This is a genomic window from Halolactibacillus miurensis (assembly GCF_900116255.1).
GTDB lineage: Bacteria > Bacillota > Bacilli > Bacillales > Amphibacillaceae > Halolactibacillus > Halolactibacillus miurensis.
In genome coordinates this window covers 78,573-100,116 of the sequence record NZ_FPAI01000010.1, presented here as the reverse complement: position 1 = coordinate 100,116, position 21,544 = coordinate 78,573, and the positions used below count along the sequence as shown (strand labels likewise).

Genomic DNA, 21,544 nt, shown 5'->3' with positions numbered 1-21,544 from the left:
TCTTCATCATGAATATTAACTTTAAACAATAGATCAGAAAAAACTTCCTTTAAATCTTGCGTGATAAAACTGTCTTTTTGCGGCTCAAGTGTATTGACATCAATCTGTTCAACAATATGAGCCGGTAAATAATACGTCACGAAATCCTTTGTCACATCTTTATGGCGAAACGTTTCTTTAAAGAGTTTATCGTGTGGATTTTGAACGTGAATGTTTGCCACCTACTTTCGCTATCGTTTACTTCTAACTCCTTGTCATTTCTTCTTAATGTCCTTCATACTGTCAACAGCGATAGGGTTGTTGTCTAATTAGATACCTACAGCATATAGCGATTTGATCGTCCCAACAAGTCGTGCACCGCATCATTAAAAATGACGAAATTGCCCTATAGACTATTCTCATCCTATTTTTTAAAAATTTGACGCTGCTTTCTCCCTTTTCCATCCATATTTATCAAGGAGATTTTTTATACATGATGAAGGCGAATGAAAAGAAATCAAACAAAAAACAGGCCAATGGCCTGTTTAAATAAAAGGATTAATCGAGCTCAATTCGGTAGCCCGTATCTTCGGCAAGGTCTTCTTTTGTTTTTGGTACAGTGAGGGTTAGGACACCGTTATTAAAGGTGCCAGTAATCTTTGATTCATCCACGTCCCCAACAAAAAATTGACGTTTAAACGAACCAGTAGAACGTTCTCTGCGGACAAAGTTTTCCTCTTCGACATTCACTTCTTGTTCTCGTGTCGCTTCAATCGTTAGATAATGGTCTTTATACTCTACAACCACATCTTCTTTATTGAAGCCTGGAAGTTCGGCATCAATTTCATAATGATCCTTTTTGTCTTTCACATCAACTTTAGGTGAATCATGTTTACCGAATGAGAAAAGTTCATGATCACGATCAAATAGTCGCGGCATGAAGTCGAAGATATCATCTTTTTTAGGGAATAAGCTGCCCACTGTCATCGCCTCCTTATTAAACTCATCCCTTGCCACTATTATTATTCCACGTGTACATGAGATGAAACATTTGAAAGTTGAACAATTTGTGATATTTTTTGTGACACTTAAAAATATAGAGTTTCTTTAAGATATTTCGCAAAACGAATCAATCACGTTAATTTTTAAGCAACCTATGTTATAATAGCGCTTGCACAAACTAACTATTTTAGGAGATTATTTATGGATCGTTTAACGAATACAGCAATTATTTCACCGAAGAAACAGCTCTTTATGATCACTTGGCCCATTCTTATTGAAAGTTTCCTCCAAGTGATGATGCGCTTTTCTGATACGTTTATGTTAAGTTTTATTTCTGATGATGCTGTGGCAAGTATTGGCGTTGTCAATCAAATTATGATGTTTACTTTTGTCTTATTTAATTTTACCGCGATGGGTTCAGGTGTTGTTGTGTCTCAATTTGTTGGGGCCAATAACCCCGAAGGGGTTAGAAAGACGATTGCGCATGCGATTACCGTCAATCTTACTTTTGGCGTAACGATTAGCGTCCTCGTTATTTTACTTAAAGATTGGTTTTTAACCTTCTTTGATTTAGCACCTGATCTATTTGAATATGCGAATACATATATCACGATTGTTGGTCTCTTTCTCTTTGCGCAAGCGATGATTTTAACGATGTCAGCGATCCTACAGGCAATGGGACATACAAAAGATGTGATGTTTGTCGTCATGGGGATGAACATCCTGAATGTGTTCGGTAACTATGTCTTTATTTTTGGTGCCTTAGGCTTTCCACAACTAGGTGTCCAAGGAGTTGCTCTTGCAACGTCTTCGATGCGCTTTATTGCGATGATTGTTTTATTCTTATTACTTGTTAGACGTATGCCGATTAAATTACCATTTAAAGCATTCCTTAACTTAGAAAAAGACTATATGGCAAAAATCCTTCAAATTGGGGTGCCAGCTGCTGGTGAACAACTGAGCTATAATACGTCACAAATTGTGATTACGATGTTTATTACTTCTCTCGGTGCAACAGCTCTGGCGACCCGGGTCTATGCGCAAAACCTCATGTCCTTTATGGTCCTATTCCCTATGGCGATTTCAAAAGGTATGCAAATCTTTATTGGTCAACTTGTTGGCGCGGGTAAAGATGAAGAAGCCTATCACAATATGTTTATTGGCGTACGATACGGCTTAACCATCGCTGTTACGATTGGGGGTTTTCTCGCTCTCTTCGGTGAACAAATCATGGGGATTTTCACAAATGATGCTGATGTCGTTACCTTGGGTGCCACTATTCTATTTATTGGCTTATTAGTTGAGCCAGGTCGAACATCGAATATCATCATTATTAGTGCCCTTCGTGCATCTGGTGATGCGAAATTTCCAGTGTTCATGGGTATCCTCTTTATGTGGGGTGTGTCTGTTCCAATGTCATACTTCCTCGGTATTCATTTAGGTTTTGGTCTTGTCGGCATTTGGATTGCAATGTTAATGGATGAGTGGATTCGTGCCGGAATCATGTGGTGGCGCTGGCGCAGTAAACGCTGGATGGGACGCGCCGTTGTTGAGCGTGGACCAGACATTATAGAAGAACTAGAAGGATAATGCATTTGATTATATGCTTTACAGCCAAATCATCACTTGTTGATTGCTTATAAAACTATCAAACATTCGGTGCTTCATTAAAAAAAGTGAGTTTTTCCAAAGCCATTATTATTAACAGACGTTTTTGCGTCTGTTTTTTTTATCATTTTAGAGCGAGAAGACACCTTCCTCAAACATTCGTGAGAATGTTAGGTGGGTGGAGTTCAATAAGTATGTTAAAATTAAAAGATAAAACATGGAATGGAGTAATGGAAATGAAGGATAAATATAATCTTACAGCTAAAGAAAATATTTTTTTAGCCAAGAAAACATTAGTTGAAAACATCTATTACACCGCTAAAATTGAAGGTGTAAACGTCACTTTCCCTCAAACTAAAACAATCGTCGAAGGTATGTCTGTCAGTAATGTCGACGTAGATGATATTCAAAAAGTATTGAATCTTAGAAATGCTTGGCGCTATACTTTAAACAATATCGAGAAACCCTTTGATTTATCATTCGCAAAAAAAATAAACGAATTCGTCGCCTATAACGAAAGCATCGAATGGGGCGTATTGCGAAGTGGTAATGTTGGTATTTCAGGAGTGGATTATCAACCATCTATCCCCGTAGAGGCAGATATTTTAACAGACATAAAACAACTATTCAGTATCGCTTGTCCAACTGAAAGAGCGCTAACCTATATGTTGTGGGCTATGCGAAAACAATTATTTTGGGATGGTAATAAGCGAACAAGTATTATCTCGGCAAACAAAATCATGATTGAGCATGGCGTAGGCATCATGACTATTGAAGAAAAACATCTTGAAGAATTTAATGAGAAGCTATCGCAATTTTATGAAACAAATGATCATACACACATGCTTCAGTTCCTTTATGACAAATGTATTTTTGGGATCGACTATGCTTAAGTAACGCGTACGCACTGTCCTTTTATCATTAATAAACAAAAATAGCCCTTTAAACATCAGCTTTATGCTGCTTCATGTTATAAGGGCTATTGTCATTTCTACTTACTTTAATTTCTTAATTTCACGTCTAGACGCGCATGATTTTTTCCTTAATAAACACCACGAATATGTTGATGGATGTTTTGTTGATAGAAATCACGCAAGCGATTCAGTTCCTCATCCGTAAACGGTTTGACTTCAGTTGCACCAAGGTTATCAACCACTTGTTTTGTGTTTTTAAAGCCAGGAATAACAGTAGAAACACCTGGTTGTTGCATCACCCATTTTAATGCTGCTTGCGCCATATCGCCGCGCGCTTCCTTAATCCATGATAAATCATGGGCAAGTTCTACGCCTTTTTCAAATGGTAAACCACCAAAGGTTTCACCTACGTTAAACGCCTCTCCGTCTTTATTAAAGTTGCGATGGTCATCTTGTTCAAATTGGTGATTTTTCGTGAACTTCCCTGTGAGTAATCCACTCGCAAGTGGCACGCGGGCAATGATACCGACATTTTTCTCAGCTGCTTTTGGGAAGAGTTCATCTAACGGTTTTTGACGCATCATATTAAAAATAACTTGGAGCGTGCTGACATTGTCTTGTTCGAGGCAGAATAAGCCTTCTTCCACCGTTTCAACACTGACACCGTAATGTTTAATCTTGCCTTCTTTTTTCAACTCATCTAACACTTGGAAAACAGCACCTTCTTTTAAGATTTCAAACGGTGGGCAGTGAATTTGATAGAGATCCAGTGACTCACGACCGAGACGCGTGAGTGTATCTTCTAGATAACTTCTGACTTGATCCATTTCATACGTTTTAGGATCATGAATATCCCCTTTACGACAGAACTTCGACGCGATTTTAATCTCGTTCTCTTTCCCTTTGGTTGCTGTCTTTAAGAGCTCCTCACTATGACCGTCACCATAAACATCCGCGGTATCAAAGAAGTTAACCCCTTCGTCCATTGCTTTATGTAGAGCGCGCAATGATTCCTCGTCATTGGTCTTTCCCCATGAACCCCCAATGGCCCAGGTGCCAAAACTTAATTCACTTACCTGATAACCGGTTTTACCTAATGTGTTGTATTTCATTGATTGTGCCTCCTTTAATGTGTGCGCTTACACACTATTCTAACTTAATTTGACGACTGACGAAAGGGAAAGAGCTTAAGACATTTCTCTAATAGTTAAAGATTCACCTACAATGAAAAACAACTACCCTATACGAGAGTAGTTGTTTTTCTGCCTTACAGCACTATAATGAATTATTTACATTCACTTAGGTGCTTTGGCGTTTTTATTTTTTGCTACGAGCTTTCGGTTTCTTCGGTCCAAAGTGTACCATACCAAAAATTAAGAAGAAAGCCGTAATAATACTCGAGATAATTAAGAACGTGACCGGTCCAAATTGATAAATGAGTGGCAGTGACGCTGCCGTCACAAGACCGCCACCGACAAATGGTTCGAAGAGAATCTGTTTATAACCGAACGCTTCAAGGGCTGGTGTTTGATGATCTGGATCAGCAATCTTCATAAGAAGAAGACCAGTTGCTGTCATCCCAGTTGCTTGACCAAAGTCACCGAGACCGCGTTCAAACCAGTATTCTGGTATCATCCGTGGTCCAAGCTTTAAAAAGGCAAACACGTTCCATACCATCGCAACAAATGCCAGTAATAAGAATGGCACAATATTTTCACCAATCACATCGAGTGACAACGTCGCAAGCGCTGAAACGAGTAAGACATCTAAAGCAAAGCCTGAAATTTTACTGATTAAATCTTGATCGATATACATATGAATATCACGTTTATCAAAGAAGAGTTGAACAAGCATACCGCCAATCATCGCGAGCGGGAAGAGTGGCACATACGGGAAGAGATAAACATCGGTCCAAGCGCCCCACGTCAGAGCTTCTAGCTGAATGAGAGCTTGTTGGATAATGTAACCTAACACGATGGAGATCGCAATAAGCGATAAGTGGAAAGCAAGTGGTTCAATGGCTTTTACTTGTTTCACTTCTGTGTCTGTATCATAACCGTGACGCTCGGCAATTTGTTCACGCTCTTCATCAGTAAAGTGACTGCGTCCACCCACGTGCTGAGCAATCCCCTTTTTAAAGCCAAGGTTAATAATGAAGATCCCAACAATAACCCCAACTAAAATACCAACGGTCGCAAGACCGAGTGCTAAGTCAGCCCCTTCAGAGAATCCAAGGGTATCAAAGGTATCTTTCAGACCTGCGGCGGTACCGTGTCCCCCAACAAAACTAATCTCAATCAAGGCACCTGCCAGTGGATTCATCCCAAAAAACGGGGTAAGAACGAGTAAGGTGAGTAATAAACCAATCACATATTGTCCCCATGAAACAGCCTGCCCCATAATGACTTGCGGACCAGCCATTCGCCATATCTTTTTCACACTTGGAACAGCTTGTCCTAAAAATAATGTCGCAAAGACGACATTAATAAACATCCCCGGTAACGTCTTCCAGACGTCCAAAATAAAACTAGGAATTAAACCGTTATAAAACATGGAGGACTCCTCTAAGAATAACGGGGTGATACGTCCAACGACATCTGGACCTAAAATCAAGGCGATAAATCCAGCGATAATCGAACTCGGTAAAAACAAATCACGTAAGGCTTTTGTGTGGAGACGGACGACTTTACCGATAATTAAAAAGACGCCAATCATTAAAAAGCTAAAACCAATCATGTTCGCTGACATAAAATTCCTCCTTCAAATAAAAAAATAGACCTGTTTAAAAAACAGTGACGATTTTATTATACGTGTAGGTGTCTTAATTTTGCAAGCTTGTTAGAAAAAGTAAGATTTTTCTGATTTTACGATGGATTTTTCAGTTTTCTCTGTTGCTTTTTAAAAACACCAACGTTTTTCATACCGTTTTTCAATTTTCACTAGGTATTTTTCAATTTTTAAGGTATACTTTAAAAAGTAAGCGCTTCAATATTTTTGAAAAGGAGTGATCCCCTATCCATACTTTACCCCATTATCTCATCTCTCATAAGACCCTCTACTTGGAACAAAGTTTTGACCTACACGCAGAAACCATCATCGAAGAAACCCACGCCACTCACACATGTCACCAATCAATGACAACAATTTTAGAACAGACCTGTCTTCGTTTTGGTTCAACCGTTTCCGGTCGAAAAAAATCGATGCAGAAAATTTTCAACTTGAATCAAACACCGATTTTCCCCATCTCTCCACACCATGAACTCTACTGTTTTCAAACCCATTCTCCACGCGCAGATCACTGTGTCTTTATTATGACGACCCACCTCACCCATTATACCGCCGAAGCTGACGGCATTAGCTTTCACTTCACGAGCGGAAAAACAAAACACGTTCAGATGACAAAAACTCGGGTGGAAAAGATCATGGCACTTTTAAGTCTTTATCACCTTTATTTTAAGAATGCTCACCCAGTCAAGCAGACGCTTCACGTATAACAAGTTTTTTAAGCATAGCTATAATGAAAAGGAATGTCTAAAAAAGTAGGTGTTTTTATGAAAACGATTGTTAAATTGGTCGCACACTATCCTAAACAAATCTTAGTAGCTCTATTGTTTATGTTGACGGAACTAGCAACTGAACTTATCTTACCGCTCTTTATGGGAAAAATTATTGATTCCGGTATTAGACAAGCTGACTTAGACGGTACCATCTTTTGGGGCAGTCTAATGATTGGCATCAGCTTGTTTGCTTTCTTATCCGGTATCATCAACTCATTTTTCTCCGCTTACGTCTCCCAACAAGTGGGGGCTGATTTACGTGAACAGGTTTACAGGAAGATCCAACAATTTTCATTTAGAAATTTAGATCGCTTTCCTACTTCCACTTTGATCACCCGCCTTACTAATGACGTGAATCAGCTGCAGCGGTTTACTTTTATGTTGATGCGCATCGCTACAAGGGCGCCGCTTCTTATCATAGGTAGTGCGATTATGGCTTTAATTGTTGATGTCCGCTTATCTTTAGTGTTAGTCATCACTCTACCTGTGTTCATCATCTTTATCGTGCTCTTCATTCGATACGGTGCCAAGTTATTCCGCCAGATTCAGCGCAAACTTGACCGGGTCAATCAAGTCATGCGTGAAAACCTTGCTGGGATGAGACTGATCAAAGCTTACGGTCGCCAGAACGAGGAAAGGGCGAGATTTCATGCGCGCTCAAATGATTTAAAAAATCATACCATCTTCACAATACGTCTAATGGACTTATCTGGCCCGGTCGTTACCCTCGTCATGAACGGGGCGATTTTGTTGATTCTCTTTCAAGCAAGAGCGTCTGTACTAACGGACCAACTGGCGGTAGGTGACGTCGTTGCGATTCTTAACTATGCCATCCGTATGATGCAAGCGATTGGGGTGTTGAACTGGATCAGTATGGCCTATACCCGCTCAAAGGCATCAGTCAATCGAATCAATGAGGTGCTTGTAGAACCGATTGACTTAACCTCGGGACCTAACACATTAACACCTGAGTCGACACGTGCCCATATTGACTTTCAATCCGTTCATTTCCGTTATCACGCCTCACGTCCCGATGCACTTAAAGCTATTAACCTTACCATTTCGCGCGGCGAACATGTCGCCCTTATTGGCGCAACCGGCTCAGGTAAAACAACCTTAATGGAACTCATACCGCGCGCTTATGACCCGACATCAGGAGAGGTCTCCCTCTTTTCTCAACCCTTGCCTTCGTTAACACTCGAAAGCATCAGGCAACATATCGGTTATGTTCCGCAGTCCACACAACTTTTTAGCGGGACGGTTTTAGAAAATTTGCGTTTCGGCAAACCCGATGCAACGATAGAGGAAGTGATTGAATCTGCAAAAGATGCCGCTATTCACGAGACCATCATGACACTTCCTGCTCAATATGAAACAACACTCGGTCAACGCGGGGTGAATCTCTCTGGCGGTCAAAAACAACGGCTCGCCATTGCTCGTGCATTACTTAGACGCCCTGAACTATTATTACTTGATGATGCGACGAGCGCCCTAGACCTGGCGACCGAAGGAGATATTTTACGAGCGATTAAACAACGACAAACAACACTGATTATGGTGACGCAAAAAGTATCTACGATGAAACAAATGAACCGGATTGTGTTATTAGAGCGAGGGTGTATCAATGCCAATGGCACGCATCGCCAGTTACTAAAGACATCAGTCTTGTACCGCACAATCGCCGTGTCTCAACATGAGGAGGTGACACATTGAGTCCAAGACACTTACCAAAAGAACGGGTAAAAGTTGACAATCTGTGGCCAACATTAAGACGGATGTGGCACTACTTAGGTACCCGCAAATGGACGCTGATCGTCGTTTTGATCCTTGTCATCACGAGTAGTGCGCTCTCACTGATTGGCCCGTACTTACTTGGCACGATGATTGATGATTTTCTTGACGTGACTACTAAGCGGTCATTCATCTACTCACTCTCATTACTCGCGAGTGTTTATCTGATCAGTATCGTCACCGGTTATGTTCAACAGTTTCTAATGATTACACTCTCACAAGAAACGGTTTTTGAGATGCGCAGAGAGTTATTCACGCATTTACACACGTTACCACTTAAATACTTTGATGAGCATCAAGATGGTGACATCATGAGTCGCTTAACGAATGATATTGAGAACGTCTCACAAACACTCAATACGGCGGTGATTCAAGTGTTTTCTAGCGTACTCACTTTAGCCGGAACGTTGATAGTGATGATCACACTTAGTTTACCCCTGACATTTGTGACACTCTTCATCATCCCCGTTTTATACTTTGGGATGAAGTGGCTCACCAAACGGACACGGGTTTACTTTAAACAACAAGCCAAAGACTTAGGTGATCTTTTCGGTTTTATTGAAGAATCGATTTCTGGCTTAGCGGTGATTAAAATCCTTTCTCAAGAAGCTGCTTTTCAAAAACAATTCATCGAAAAAAATGAACAACTACGAGAATCTGGCTATAAAGCTCAAGTCTATTCTGGCTTTATTCCTAAATTTATGAATATGTTAAACAATATGAGCTTTGCGATTCTTACCTTTGTTGGTGCCTTATTAGCAATCACACAAGCTGTGTCGGTCGGCATGATTGTCACGTTTACTCAGTATGCCAGGCAATTTACTCGTCCGCTGAGTGATTTAGCAAATCAGTTTAACGGCTTACTATCCGCTGTTGCCGGGGCTGAGCGGGTATTCGAGATACTCGATGAACAACCAGACTATACGCACGCACATAACGAATCGTTTGATACTGTTAAAGGCGACGTTAGCTTCCAACACGTATCGTTTAAGTATCACAATGAATGGATCTTAAAAGATGTCTCGCTCCATGCTAAGCCAGGTGAAACCATTGCACTCGTCGGTCCAACGGGCGCGGGTAAAACGACGATTCTGAACTTACTGATGCGCTTTTACTTGCCGGACCAAGGCGACATCTTGTTAGATGGACAAAATATTTTAACGTTATCTGAAGACCAATTAAGACGTCCGCTTGCTTTTGTCTTACAAGACCCGTATCTGTTTGAAGCGTCGATTAAAGATAACTTACTCTTTGGTAAGCCAGAGGCAACAGAAGCTGAATGGCTTGAAGCTGCCAAACTTGCGAATGCGGATAGCTTTATCAGACACTTACCCAATGGTTACGACACCCTCTTACGTGAAGACGGTAAAGGGATCAGTCAAGGCGAGCGACAACTGTTGTCGATTGCCCGAGCTATTCTTCGTGATCCGGCCGTTCTTATTCTTGATGAAGCAACGAGTAGCATTGACACGGTAACAGAAGTCAAGATTCAACAGGCTCTCGCACGGTTAATGGCCGGTCGTACAAGTATTGTCATTGCCCACCGACTCAATACGATTGAGTCAGCTGATTGTATTTATGTCTTAAATAACGGTGAGGTGATTGAGTTTGGTCGTCATCATGACTTACTCAAACGACAAGGCTTCTATTATCAACTCTATCGACATGGCTTTAACGACGCATAACAAGTAACAAACAAGAAGAATAGAAACCGCTGTGACAACAAACCGTTGATCCTTTTATACCGATGAAACAAGCCGTGCTTAAACGAACAGCACGGCTTGTTTCTATTCTTCTAGACACCACTGAATCGCAGGTTCAATCATCTTATTCCAAAAGCGAAAATCATGCCCACCTGCTTCTTCGTAATACGTGACGGAAACGTGGCTATCCTTTAACTCATCGATGAACCGGCGGGTATGATTGATTAACCAGTCTTCCGTTCCACATGCGACAAACAGTGACGGGATGTGTGCGTTGTTTGTTTGAGGCTGTTTTAACAAATGTAAGGGATGATGCTTTGATGCTTTCACCTCACTCAGTTCACCAAAGACTAACCGATAATAGTCACCGTTCGCCATCTGGTGATCGTGTTCATCAAACGTCGCTACCTCATCGGTAATAAGCGCGGCAGAAAAAAGAAACACCTTTTCATACGTACCAGGATCAGTGAGTCCTGTGAGTAATGCGCCAAACCCTCCCATTGAAAAACCACCGATGAACGTATCTTCTTTTCGTTTCGATAAGTGAAAGGTATCTCTCGCGTAGTTTAGTAATTCACTGATATACGTTTGATACTGGCGCCCTGAGGCGGTACCTTCGGTGTAAAAACTATTTTCACCACTCGGAAGGATCACACACACGTTATAGCGACTCGAAAGTTCAACGATGTCACTTTTATATAACCATTCGGTTGATGACCCGAAATACCCATGCAACAACACCAACGTTTTCATCGGTCTGTTAAAATGCGGGTTTTCTTCCCTGTAATAATCCATCACATCATTCGGTAACACCATATGACACATCACCGTTCGCTCGAGGGCACGGGAAAAATAATCAATCTGACACACAGCCATTCTCATTCTCCTCCTATTTTTGATTCGTCCTTTTACTAAGAGATATTGAAAATGTTTTATCTCTTTTAAAATTACTTGCATTATAAAATAATTCCACCACATAAAACACCATTTTCGGCAAGGTCTTTAATTTTTACATCTTTGTCTTTAACCTTTCGGTATGTTTTAATCAAGCCCTTTGGTATGATGCGAGTGATGACGCTTACTAAATTGGTGTATTAACTTAATGGGCGTGACATAAAACAATCCATGACATCAAGGAGGATTTAAATTGATTTCACACACTACCGCAAGACGAGAAGCTAAAGCCATTGTCAGTCAGATGACACTTGAAGAAAAGATCGACCAAATTAATTTCCGCGCACCAGCAATTGAACGGCTAAATATTCCGGACTATAACTATTGGAATGAGGCGCTGCATGGTGTCGCCCGGGCTGGGGTGGCGACTGTGTTTCCTCAAGCGATCGGCTTAGCAGCGATGTTTGATGAAGAGTTGATGACAGAGATTGCTGACACCATCGCGACCGAAGGTCGGGCCAAATATAACCAATATCACGCACAAGGTGATCATGATATTTATAAAGGACTGACTTACTGGTCACCAAATATTAATATCTTCCGTGACCCGCGCTGGGGACGCGGCCAGGAAACATACGGAGAAGATCCGTATCTTACTGCTCGCTTAGGGGCTGCTTTCATTAAAGGCTTACAGGGGGATGGACCTTATTTAAAATTAGCGGCTTGTGCCAAACACTTTGCGGTTCATAGTGGACCAGAAGCCGATCGTCATTCATTTGACGCACTTGTCAGTCAAAAAGACTTGTATGAAACGTACTTACCCGCCTTTGAAACAGCCGTGAAAGAAGCGGATGTTGAAAGTTTTATGGGCGCATACAATGCCGTTAACGGGACCCCTGCCGTTGTCAGTGAGACATTAATCCAAGAGATTCTTCGAAAAGATTGGCAGTTTAAAGGGCATGTGGTGTCCGATTATGCGGCGTTAGAAGATGTGCATCTAAACCATCACTTTACAGAGACCGCCGCTGAAACGATGGCACTCGCGATGAAAGTCGGGTGTAACTTGTGTGCCGGTAACATCTCACATCACTTACATGAGGCCATTAACCAAGGACTGGTGACAGAAGAAGAAATCACGGACGCCGTTGTTGAACTCTACACCACCCGGGTTAGACTCGGCATGTTTGCAAGTGATAACCCGTATGATCAGATTCCTTTTGAAGCAAATGACCGTGATGAACACCACACACTCTCACTCGTTGCAGCACGAAAATCGATCGTCTTACTAAAAAATGATCAGCTTTTACCACTAAACAAACAAGCGTTAAGCTCGGTAGCGGTTGTTGGTCCTAACGCCGATAGCTTAGAAGCGCTAAGAGGAAATTATTTCGGGACCGCGTCACGTTATACGACCTTTTTACGTGGGATTCAAGAAGCGTTTTCACCGACGGGACGCGTCCACTATGCTTTCGGTTGTCACCTGTATAACGATTACGCTGAATCAACCTTGTCTAAGAAACATGAACGCGAATCAGAAGCACTCATTGCCGCTAATCATTCAGATGTCATTATCGCTTGTTTTGGTCTTGATCCAACGATTGAAGGCGAACAAGGTGATGCGGGTAATGTGTATGGTTCAGGGGATAAAGAAACCTTGTTCTTACCGAAGGTCCAAGAACGGTTACTGACAAAACTCTTAAACATAGGCAAGCCCGTGATTGCCGTTATTTCAGCTGGTTCAGCGATCAGTCTAAATGGTTTAGACAAACATCCGAACTTACAAGCGATTCTTCATACATGGTATCCCGGAAGTTTTGGTGGTAAGGCACTGGCTGAAATACTTTTCGGTGACGTGAGTCCGAGTGGCAAACTACCGGTCACTTTTTATCACGATACGACAAACTTACCTGACTTTAGCGACTATTCGATGAAAAAACGGACCTATCGATACTTAGAAGAAGAAGCCCTCTATCCCTTTGGCTTTGGACTTACGTACGGTAACGTCACACTCGACGATTTAACGGTAACGAAAAAACAACTTGATTCGATTGACGTCACGGTCACCGTCACTAATCTCAGTGATACCGCGATTGAAGAAGTGATTCAAGTGTATGCTAAAACGGATTCCGTCTTTGAAGTGCCAGGGACGAAATTAATTGGTTTTAAACGGATGGTGTTAAAAGTTGCCGCAACCGAGCGCCTAATTCTTAATATCCCGATGAAACATTTAACCGTTGTGAATGACGATGGCGAAAGGTTACTCGACGGGACAAAAGCAACGATTTATGTCAACGTTGCCTCACCTTCAGCGCGCTCTGAAGTACTCACCGGTTGCAAGACACTAACCGACACGATTGATATAAATGACAACAACTAACACGAACAAAAAGACAATCACGACACTATGAATGAATTAAAGGAGCGACTATTTATGCCAACATTTAAAAACCCTGTCATCAAAGGCTTTGCGCCGGATCCATCGGTGTGTGCGGTCGGTGATGATTATTACTTAGCCACGTCTACTTTTGCTTATTTTCCAGGCGTCCCGATTTATCATAGTAAAGATTTAGTCAACTGGAAACAAATCGGGAATATCTTAGACCGAGAAGAACAATTACCACTTTCAGGGGCCGAACATTCCGGCGGCATTTTTGCGCCATGTCTGCGTTATCACGACGGGACGTTTTATATGATTACAACAAATGTCACCGAAGGTGGTAACTTTATCGTAACCGCCAAAGACCCAGCCGGTCCATGGTCAAACCCTTACTATATTGATCATGCCCCAGGGATTGACCCGAGTCTTTTCTTTGATGATGACGGTAAGTGTTACTATATTGGCACAAGACCCAACCCTGAAGGTGTCAAGTATAACGGTGACTGGGAAGTCTGGTTACAAGAGCTTGACCTTACTACGATGCAGCTTAGCGGCGTGAGTACGAAGTTGTGGAAAGGAGCGCTACACACAGCTATATGGCCAGAAGCCCCGCATATTTATAAAATCGATGGCTATTATTATTTACTGATTGCTGAAGGTGGCACCGGCTATAATCACGCCTGTACGGTCGCACGCAGCGAGCGTGTGGACGGGCCTTATATCGGTAATAAAAACAACCCGATTCTTACCCACCGTCATCTCGGGAAAGACTTCCCAGTTCATAATGTTGGTCATGGTGATTTTGTTCAAACGCCAGACGGTCAGTGGTACATGACGATGCTTGCGAGTCGATTATTTGATGGCTATAGTAACCTTGGCCGTGAAACGTTCTTAGCTGAAGTCGTATTTGAAGACGGCTGGCCAGTCGTAAACCCTGGCGTCGGTCGCTTGTTAGAAGAACAAACACACAAATTACCGCTTGTACCTGTCGAAGAAACGACCCACTTTACGTTTGAATCATTACGGCCTGAGTTTATGTTTTTACGCAACCCCGTGATGACACACTATGCGTTTAATGTAGGCGACGGGCGGTTACGGTTATATCCAACGACAGAAACAATCAAGGACCTTGCCTCACCCACTTACATCAGTGTGAAGCAACAAGCAATGGATTATCACCTCACAACACGATTAAACCTTGCCTTAACTTCTGGGTCTGAAGCGGGTCTTGCCATCTTACAAAATGAACGCTACTCAATTAGGTTAGTTGTTGTTGTTGAAGACAGTCAGACAACGGTTCAAATGCTGAGCTTGATTGACGGTGAAGAAACAATCTTAAATTCAGTCCCAATTAATGGCGATGACGTCACGCTTGAAATACAAGGCGCGGGTCAACGCGTCAAAGGCCTTTGCCGAATCAATGAGGAGACAATCGTTGTGGCAGAAGATGTAGACAGTCATTACTTAAGCACCGAGGTAGCCGGTGGGTTTGTTGGATGTACGTTAGGTATTTATACGACCTCAACGAATGCACAACCAGGCCATGTTGATGCCCATTACTTATCGATGACCAAGCAGTAATCATTAAACAATGACACACATTTAAAATAGCGTCACATCAAGTAGGTATATTACTTGATGTGACGCTATTCAGCTTAAAAAATTATTAAATTAATCTCTTTAGCTGTTCATAAAAGTTTTCTCTTGTACCAGCTAATATAACAACTATTTTGGATTGGGGGTGTTCAATAATAAGGTAAGCAATTTCATAATTAACACCCTGATATCTCATATCAAAACTATAAACTTTCGACAAATCCCCTCGTTTTTGTTGACCACTATATGGGTTGAATTGAATTTTTTCTAAAGTCAGTTTATACATTTTCTTTAGTGGCTTCTCTTTTAGTTTCTTAAAGTACTTTTCTGAATGTCTAGTGAAAGTTATATCGTACATTAATCATCATCCATTGAAAAAATGTCGTTAAAACTAGCTCCCTGCTTATCACCTCTTCCAATAGCTTCCGCCTCATCAATTAATGTTTCAACCGCCTGATTTATTTGGTTACTTTTGCTTTTAAATGCATAAATAAGATCCGTTCCTTCATAACCTTCTGCAACGAGTTCCTTTAATATTTCTACTGAGTAATTAAATGTTTGATCTTGAACTGGCTTTAAAACTATTTGATTGTCCTCTAATACACATTCAATCTCTTGACCTAGCTGGAGTTTTTCAAAATATTTAAGCGGGATCGTAATCTGTCTTTTGTTGGACACACGAATGATCTTCCGATCTATTTGTTTTTGATTATCTTTTAATTGCCCCATATTACTCACTCCTATCTTTATTTCTTTGTTTCATTATATCAAAGAAACAAAGAAATAGGAAATAATTAAATGGGGCTGTATTCTCTCCAAGGATTAAAGGTACTGAAGTTACTTCTACAGACTTAAATAAGATCCGTTCATTCATCAAACTGATTTTTCCTTTCTGAAGAATGAGAAAAGGACCATTATTACCCTATATTAAACGACGTAAGAGGCGATTATCCAGACTGAAATAGTTGGCTTCTTTTTAGAAGCGGGCGAACATGTGGGATGAAAAATGAGCTCTAACTGAACAATTGCCATTACACAGCGTTAACGTTTGTACTTTCCCACTTATTCATGAGAAAATATATCCTTAACTTTTACGTTTGTTACTTCTTTTCACCGGTTTTTATCACTGTTCTGTTAGGTTTTTTAAACGACAGGGATATGCTAAAGTTTAATACGTAAGCGTTTTCAGGTGATGACTACCCCCTTTAGACTCCCCCTTCACTTTGACTCATCACCTGAAAAAATCTCTTCTTAAGGAGGTGTCGACAGCTTAACGTTATTTACTTGATGTATGATCAATCATACGATTTTTTTGTTTTATATTTTATTGTTTTTTTCTTCTCTTACTACTTTTCAATCATGCACGTAAAAACGAATAGGAGTGTTTACATGAAGAAACGTTTCGTCGGCTTTTTATTCATGCTTTTTTTCAGTTTATTCATTACAACAAACGTCTCAGCAGAAACAACTATTGAACAATACGCCAAAGATATGCAGCCGGGGTGGAACTTAGGGAATACGTATGATGCGGTCGTTGGTGAGGTGACAGATGAAACCGCTTGGGGCAACCCGCGCGTGACAGAACAACTCATTCAAGCTATTTCAGAAGATGGCTACAACAGTATTCGTATTCCGATTACCTTTGATGGTCGAATGAAGGATGGGGTAATTGATAAAGATTATTTAAATCGGATCAAACAAACCGTCGATTGGTCACTTGAATCTGACTTAAAAGTCATGATTAACATTCATCATGATTCTTGGCTTTGGCTGAGTGACGGCATGATGAACAATCATGATGAGACCGTCACACGCTTCCAGTTAATCTGGGAACAGTTAAGTGACACCTTTAAAGATTATCCACAAGACGTGAGCTTTGAGAGTTTAAATGAACCACAGTTCACGGTGGATTATAGTCAATCTGATGCCGATCAAAAACAACAAGCCCAAAACTACTTAGATGAACTGAATACATTATTTATGGAGATTGTTAGAGGAAGTGGTGGCAATAATACAACCCGACCTGTCGTCATCCCCACGATGCACACAAGTTCAGAAGAACCACACGTCTCACGTTTAAAATCATGGATAGAAGAAATGAATGATCCAAATATTATTGCCACTGTTCACTATTATAGCTATTGGCCTTTTAGTGTCAATATTGCCGGAGCAACAACCTTCAATGAAGAAGCGAAACAACATATCCATACCGAACTCGGCCGTGTCTATGATACCTTTACAAAGAGCGGCATTCCTGTCGTTGTCGGTGAATTTGGGTTACTCGGCTTTGATCAACATACTGGTACGATTCAACAAGGTGAAAAACTGAAATTCTTTGAATATGTCATCCACTACATGAGTGAACATGATCTCGCTCATATGTTGTGGGACAATGGTCAACATATCAATCGCCATGATTACACATGGTATGACAATGAATTTGAAGCCATCAATAAAGCCAGCTTTTACACACGTTCAGCTACAGCTGAAGCGGATTACTTGTACTTTAAACAAGACGAAACCGTCACTAAGCGCTCGCTCGGTTTACAGCTAAATGGACGGACGCTCTCTCGTATTCACTATAACGATACCATCGTATCAAATATGGATTATCATCTGACAGATGAAACGATTACATTTACTGACGACTTTTTACAGTCAGTCGTTGACGCGTCCGCTATTGGGACAAAGGGTGTCATTACCCTTAGCTTTGATGACGGGGCTGATTGGACGATTGATTTACGCGTCTATGATACACCAACAGTTGGGACGAATAGTGATGACTACCAGACGTTCACTTTACCTGTTGATTATAACGGGGATCAACTCATGACCCTTGAAACGGTCTATCCTGACGGGTCAGGTGCCGGTCCACAAAACTGGACGACATTTAAAGAATTTAGCTATGTCTTTTCACCAGACTATGACAACAATCAATTGGTCTTTACTTATAATGAGTGGGACGGTCATTCACGGTTATTTGATGACATCGATGACAACCGTCCAGTCACATTGAAGCTTCATTTCTTAAGTGGTGAAGTCATTGAACAAACCATCATTAAAAAAGGTGACACTGTCTCAACCTACACGATTGATGACTATGCGAACACGATGCAACCTGGATGGAACTTAGGAAACACCTATGACGCGGTTGCGGGGGAGGTAACCGATGAAACCGCTTGGGGTAATCCACGTGTCACAGAAGAGCTAATTCAATTTGTCAGTGAAGCTGGCTACAAGAGTATTCGGATTCCCATTACCTTTGACGGTCGTTTAACTGATGACGATATGATTGACCCTGATTATCTCGCTCGGATTACTCAAACCGTAGATTGGGCTTTGATGCGTGATATGAAGGTGATGATGAATATCCATCACGATTCTTGGGTATGGATTGAAAATGAGATGCCACAAGACCCTGAAGCCACGCTCAAACGCTTTGAAACCATTTGGCAACAACTCGCTGAGCATTTTAAAGATTATCCGGTTGATCTTAGCTTTGAGAGCATTAATGAACCGCGCTTTAATCCTGAAGATGACTTAGCCCAAGGCTATCTCAATCAATTAAACGATGCCTTTATGCAGATTGTTAGAGGTAGTGGTGGGAATAACGCTCTTCGTCCGGTCATCATTCCAACGATGCATACCGCGATGGATGCGCACTACTTAAACGCAACCGCTGAATGGATTGACGCGCAACATGATGACTTCATCATGGCAACCGTCCATTACTATGGCTTCTGGCCATTTAGTGTTAATATTGCCGGTTATACTACCTTCGAACAAGACTCGAAACAACATGTCGAAGATTATCTTGGGAAGACACATGACATTTTCAGTGCCATTGATACGCCCGTCGTTGTAGGTGAATTTGGTTTACTAGGATTTGACCAACATACCGGCACCATTCAACAAGGCGAGAAACTGAAGTTCTTTGAATATGTGATCAACTATATGAATGCACATAATTTGGTTCATATGTTGTGGGATAACGGTCAACATATCGACCGAAACAACTACCAATGGTTTGATACTGAATTAAGAGACATGCTAAAAGCAAGTATCGCTGGTCGTTCGGCAACGGCTAATCAAGACTATCTTTATTTTGATTTAAATAAAGACGTGACTGCGCGGACACTAGCATTAGAACTAAATGGGCGAACCCTTCAACGTGTTGTCTACAACGACACGACACTAAATGATGGAGACGCGTTTACGCTTGTGGATTCAACGTTGACCTTTACTCAATCCTTCCTTGACTCGATCGTTGATCGATCAACCATTGGCCATCAAGGCACGTTGACGCTTCAATTTGATGAAGGGGCTGATTGGACGGTGGACCTTTTCGTATCAGGAAAAGTCACCTTGAAAAATCATACTGCTCCTATTAAAGACTTTGCCATTCCAGTCAACTATCAAGGGAATCAATTAATTACCTTAGAAGCTTTCTATAGCGATGGTTCTGGACCAGCTGGTCCACAAAACTGGACAACATTTAAAGAGTTCGGTTATGTCTTTTCACCAGACTATGAAGATGATGTACTCACGCTCATTTATGATGAGTGGAACAACATCAGTCGGCTTTTTAACGAGGTTGAAGCAAATAAAGAAGTGACCCTTCGTCTTCATTTCTTAAACGGCGAGACCATTGATTACTTCGTCACACATGACGGCACAACGGTCACCGGTGAAACAAAAGAAGCATCACCACCGGTCACTGATCCTGATGATCCATCAACTAACCCGGAAGAAGATGAAGAAGACACGAACGATGATCAAACAAATACAGATGATGACTCAGCTACAGTGTTAGATAAACAGATCGAAGCACTTAAATCTAATGGGACATTAACCGTAACTCTGACCGATACTTCATCACTCGTGTTATCCAAAGAACACGTCCAAAAGCTACAAGAAAAAAATGCCGTGATCAAAGTCGTCACAAAAGATGTGACAGTATCGATTCACTCAAAAGACTTATCTGGTGAGAGTGTGATTGCTATCTCAAAAACGACCGCATTTACACCTGTCTATAGCGATCAAGCTGTGAGTCCCATCTATACGTTTAGTGTGACGTCAAGCGGTAAGGAAGTTACGGCATTTGATCACCCTGTGACATTAGCCTTTAATATCGATGAGACAGAGACGGATGCTTTATCGATTTATTATTTTAATGAAGAGACCCAAACCTGGGAAGATGTTGGTGGATCATACCGTGATGGCTACGTTATAACAACCGTTAACCACTTTAGTACATTTGCGGTGTACAATGATGCTACGTTTACGACAGGTGAGGATACATCAGCAGATGACGATGACAAGACGTCAACACACCCTAACGATACAAACGACACGCCAAGTGCAGAAAATGGAGACGCACTGCCACATACGGCCTCTCACATCTTTAACTTATTAGTCATTGGCGGATTACTCATCGTCATGAGTATCGGGTACATGCTTTATAAAAAACGTCAGACTTACCATTGTTAACGCCATAGCTTTAAACCTTTATTCATTTAAAAAAGCGTACGGATCTGTATAAAAACAGATCCGTACGCTTTTATTATTTCCATGCCTCATAGATGAAACATCTTTTTATTTAGAAGGAGATACTTTTACTAATCGATAGGGCTGCTTGCTTTTTTTAGTATTTCTTGTTGCAATGTTTTCGAGAGCGGATTATCACTTGAGCGGTCACGATAAATCACATGTAAAAATTTCACCACATCATCTTCTTGTTCCTTATTAATGGCAGGCTTTAATTTAGCCTATTGAACAATTCTACGCATAGACTGTTTGTTTAAAAAACAAAAACGTCTGGAGTCTCTTTCACAATAGCATAAGCTAATTCAGCTGTTTTTATCCGATACAATGTGCCGAATTTCCTTATGCTTTTATACTCGCGGTGAAGTTCTTTTAAACATTCAGCTTTAGATATTTTTTGACTTGTTTTTGTAACATGCCTGCCTCTTAGTCATATGATAACCTTAACAACGCCAAACGATGTCGTTTCAAAAATTTGATGTCAGGCAGTTTAAGTTTTTAACTTAAATTGTTTCACTTCACAATCTAGCCCATATGCATGCGTTAAGACGATCAAACACATACACACGAAAAAAGAGC

Annotated in this window: 15 protein-coding genes; 8 read left to right on the top strand and 7 right to left on the bottom strand. The window is 41.1% G+C overall.

Annotated elements, in window-relative coordinates; all coding sequences use genetic code 11:
• Positions 1-221, bottom strand: a 221-nt coding sequence (locus tag BM390_RS08230) for an Rpn family recombination-promoting nuclease/putative transposase (RefSeq protein WP_143103156.1), incomplete at its 3' end; no start/stop codon positions are given.
• A gap of 316 nt (positions 222-537) precedes the next feature.
• Positions 538-960, bottom strand: coding sequence for an Hsp20/alpha crystallin family protein (locus BM390_RS08225; protein ID WP_177220687.1), 423 nt, complete (start codon positions 958-960; stop codon positions 538-540).
• 222 nt (positions 961-1,182) lie between these two features.
• On the opposite strand from BM390_RS08225, the gene BM390_RS08220 reads away from it, so the two are divergent.
• Both BM390_RS08220 and BM390_RS08215 read left to right on the top strand, forming a co-directional pair.
• Entirely contained in the window at positions 1,183-2,571 is a 1,389-nt protein-coding gene (locus BM390_RS08220; protein ID WP_089854254.1) for an MATE family efflux transporter, read from the top strand.
• Between the two features lie 212 nt (positions 2,572-2,783).
• Positions 2,784-3,482 carry a Fic family protein gene (locus BM390_RS08215; RefSeq protein ID WP_246806757.1) on the top strand — a complete coding sequence of 233 codons (699 nt, stop codon included), beginning with the start codon at positions 2,784-2,786 and terminating at the stop codon, positions 3,480-3,482.
• A gap of 149 nt (positions 3,483-3,631) precedes the next feature.
• Here BM390_RS08215 and BM390_RS08210 read toward each other — a convergent pair whose 3' ends face one another.
• The gene (locus BM390_RS08210) at positions 3,632-4,615 is read right to left on the bottom strand and encodes an aldo/keto reductase (RefSeq protein WP_089854251.1); all 984 of its coding nucleotides are present in this window, start codon (positions 4,613-4,615) and stop codon (positions 3,632-3,634) included.
• A gap of 205 nt (positions 4,616-4,820) precedes the next feature.
• Positions 4,821-6,251, bottom strand: coding sequence for a sodium/glutamate symporter (locus BM390_RS08205; protein WP_089854248.1), 1,431 nt, complete (start codon positions 6,249-6,251; stop codon positions 4,821-4,823).
• A 266-nt stretch (positions 6,252-6,517) separates the two neighbouring features.
• Between BM390_RS08205 and BM390_RS08200 the strand changes: the two genes are divergently transcribed.
• From BM390_RS08200 to BM390_RS08190, 3 genes are read left to right on the top strand one after another with little or no spacing between them, the layout of a single operon-like run.
• Positions 6,518-6,997 carry a competence protein ComK gene (locus BM390_RS08200; RefSeq protein WP_089854244.1) on the top strand — a complete coding sequence of 160 codons (480 nt, stop codon included), beginning with the start codon at positions 6,518-6,520 and terminating at the stop codon, positions 6,995-6,997.
• Positions 6,998-7,054: 57 nt separating this feature from the next.
• Positions 7,055-8,773, top strand: coding sequence for an ABC transporter ATP-binding protein (locus BM390_RS08195; RefSeq protein WP_089854241.1), 1,719 nt, complete (start codon positions 7,055-7,057; stop codon positions 8,771-8,773).
• Positions 8,770-10,536 carry an ABC transporter ATP-binding protein gene (locus BM390_RS08190; RefSeq protein WP_246806756.1) on the top strand — a complete coding sequence of 589 codons (1,767 nt, stop codon included), beginning with the start codon at positions 8,770-8,772 and terminating at the stop codon, positions 10,534-10,536. The genes BM390_RS08195 and BM390_RS08190 overlap by 4 nt, the downstream gene beginning before the upstream one ends.
• Before the next feature lie 102 nt (positions 10,537-10,638).
• Here the strand turns inward: BM390_RS08190 and BM390_RS08185 are convergent, their stop codons facing one another.
• Positions 10,639-11,430, bottom strand: coding sequence for an alpha/beta hydrolase (locus BM390_RS08185; RefSeq protein ID WP_177220685.1), 792 nt, complete (start codon positions 11,428-11,430; stop codon positions 10,639-10,641).
• A 271-nt stretch (positions 11,431-11,701) separates the two neighbouring features.
• Between BM390_RS08185 and BM390_RS08180 the strand changes: the two genes are divergently transcribed.
• Complete coding sequence (locus BM390_RS08180; RefSeq protein WP_246806755.1) at positions 11,702-13,825, top strand: glycoside hydrolase family 3 C-terminal domain-containing protein; 2,124 nt, start codon at positions 11,702-11,704, stop codon at positions 13,823-13,825.
• Between the two features lie 54 nt (positions 13,826-13,879).
• Positions 13,880-15,406: a glycoside hydrolase family 43 protein gene (locus BM390_RS08175; RefSeq protein ID WP_089854235.1), complete on the top strand. Its 1,527-nt coding sequence runs from the start codon at positions 13,880-13,882 to the stop codon at positions 15,404-15,406.
• A gap of 85 nt (positions 15,407-15,491) precedes the next feature.
• Here BM390_RS08175 and BM390_RS08170 read toward each other — a convergent pair whose 3' ends face one another.
• Both BM390_RS08170 and BM390_RS08165 read right to left on the bottom strand, forming a co-directional pair.
• Positions 15,492-15,779, bottom strand: coding sequence for a type II toxin-antitoxin system RelE/ParE family toxin (locus tag BM390_RS08170; RefSeq protein WP_089854231.1), 288 nt, complete (start codon positions 15,777-15,779; stop codon positions 15,492-15,494).
• Positions 15,779-16,150, bottom strand: coding sequence for an AbrB/MazE/SpoVT family DNA-binding domain-containing protein (locus BM390_RS08165; protein ID WP_089854228.1), 372 nt, complete (start codon positions 16,148-16,150; stop codon positions 15,779-15,781). Before BM390_RS08165 ends, BM390_RS08170 begins: the two co-directional genes overlap by 1 nt.
• Positions 16,151-16,810: 660 nt before the next feature.
• On the opposite strand from BM390_RS08165, the gene BM390_RS08160 reads away from it, so the two are divergent.
• Complete coding sequence (locus BM390_RS08160; RefSeq protein ID WP_177220684.1) at positions 16,811-20,911, top strand: cellulase family glycosylhydrolase; 4,101 nt, start codon at positions 16,811-16,813, stop codon at positions 20,909-20,911.
• Positions 20,912-21,544 lie beyond the last annotated feature (633 nt).

What these genes read in the sequence shown, in the direction of transcription:
- BM390_RS08220 (WP_089854254.1), top strand. Translation starts at nt 1,183, where the DNA reads ATGGATCGTTTAACGAATACAGCAATTATTTCACCGAAGAAACAGCTC.
- BM390_RS08215 (WP_246806757.1), top strand. Translation starts at nt 2,784, where the DNA reads ATGTTAAAATTAAAAGATAAAACATGGAATGGAGTAATGGAAATGAAG.
- BM390_RS08210 (WP_089854251.1), bottom strand. Translation starts at nt 4,615, where the DNA reads ATGAAATACAACACATTAGGTAAAACCGGTTATCAGGTAAGTGAATTA.
- BM390_RS08205 (WP_089854248.1), bottom strand. Translation starts at nt 6,251, where the DNA reads ATGTCAGCGAACATGATTGGTTTTAGCTTTTTAATGATTGGCGTCTTT.
- BM390_RS08195 (WP_089854241.1), top strand. Translation starts at nt 7,055, where the DNA reads ATGAAAACGATTGTTAAATTGGTCGCACACTATCCTAAACAAATCTTA.
- BM390_RS08185 (WP_177220685.1), bottom strand. Translation starts at nt 11,430, where the DNA reads ATGGCTGTGTGTCAGATTGATTATTTTTCCCGTGCCCTCGAGCGAACG.
- BM390_RS08175 (WP_089854235.1), top strand. Translation starts at nt 13,880, where the DNA reads ATGCCAACATTTAAAAACCCTGTCATCAAAGGCTTTGCGCCGGATCCA.
- BM390_RS08170 (WP_089854231.1), bottom strand. Translation starts at nt 15,779, where the DNA reads ATGTACGATATAACTTTCACTAGACATTCAGAAAAGTACTTTAAGAAA.
- BM390_RS08165 (WP_089854228.1), bottom strand. Translation starts at nt 16,150, where the DNA reads ATGGGGCAATTAAAAGATAATCAAAAACAAATAGATCGGAAGATCATT.
- BM390_RS08160 (WP_177220684.1), top strand. Translation starts at nt 16,811, where the DNA reads ATGAAGAAACGTTTCGTCGGCTTTTTATTCATGCTTTTTTTCAGTTTA.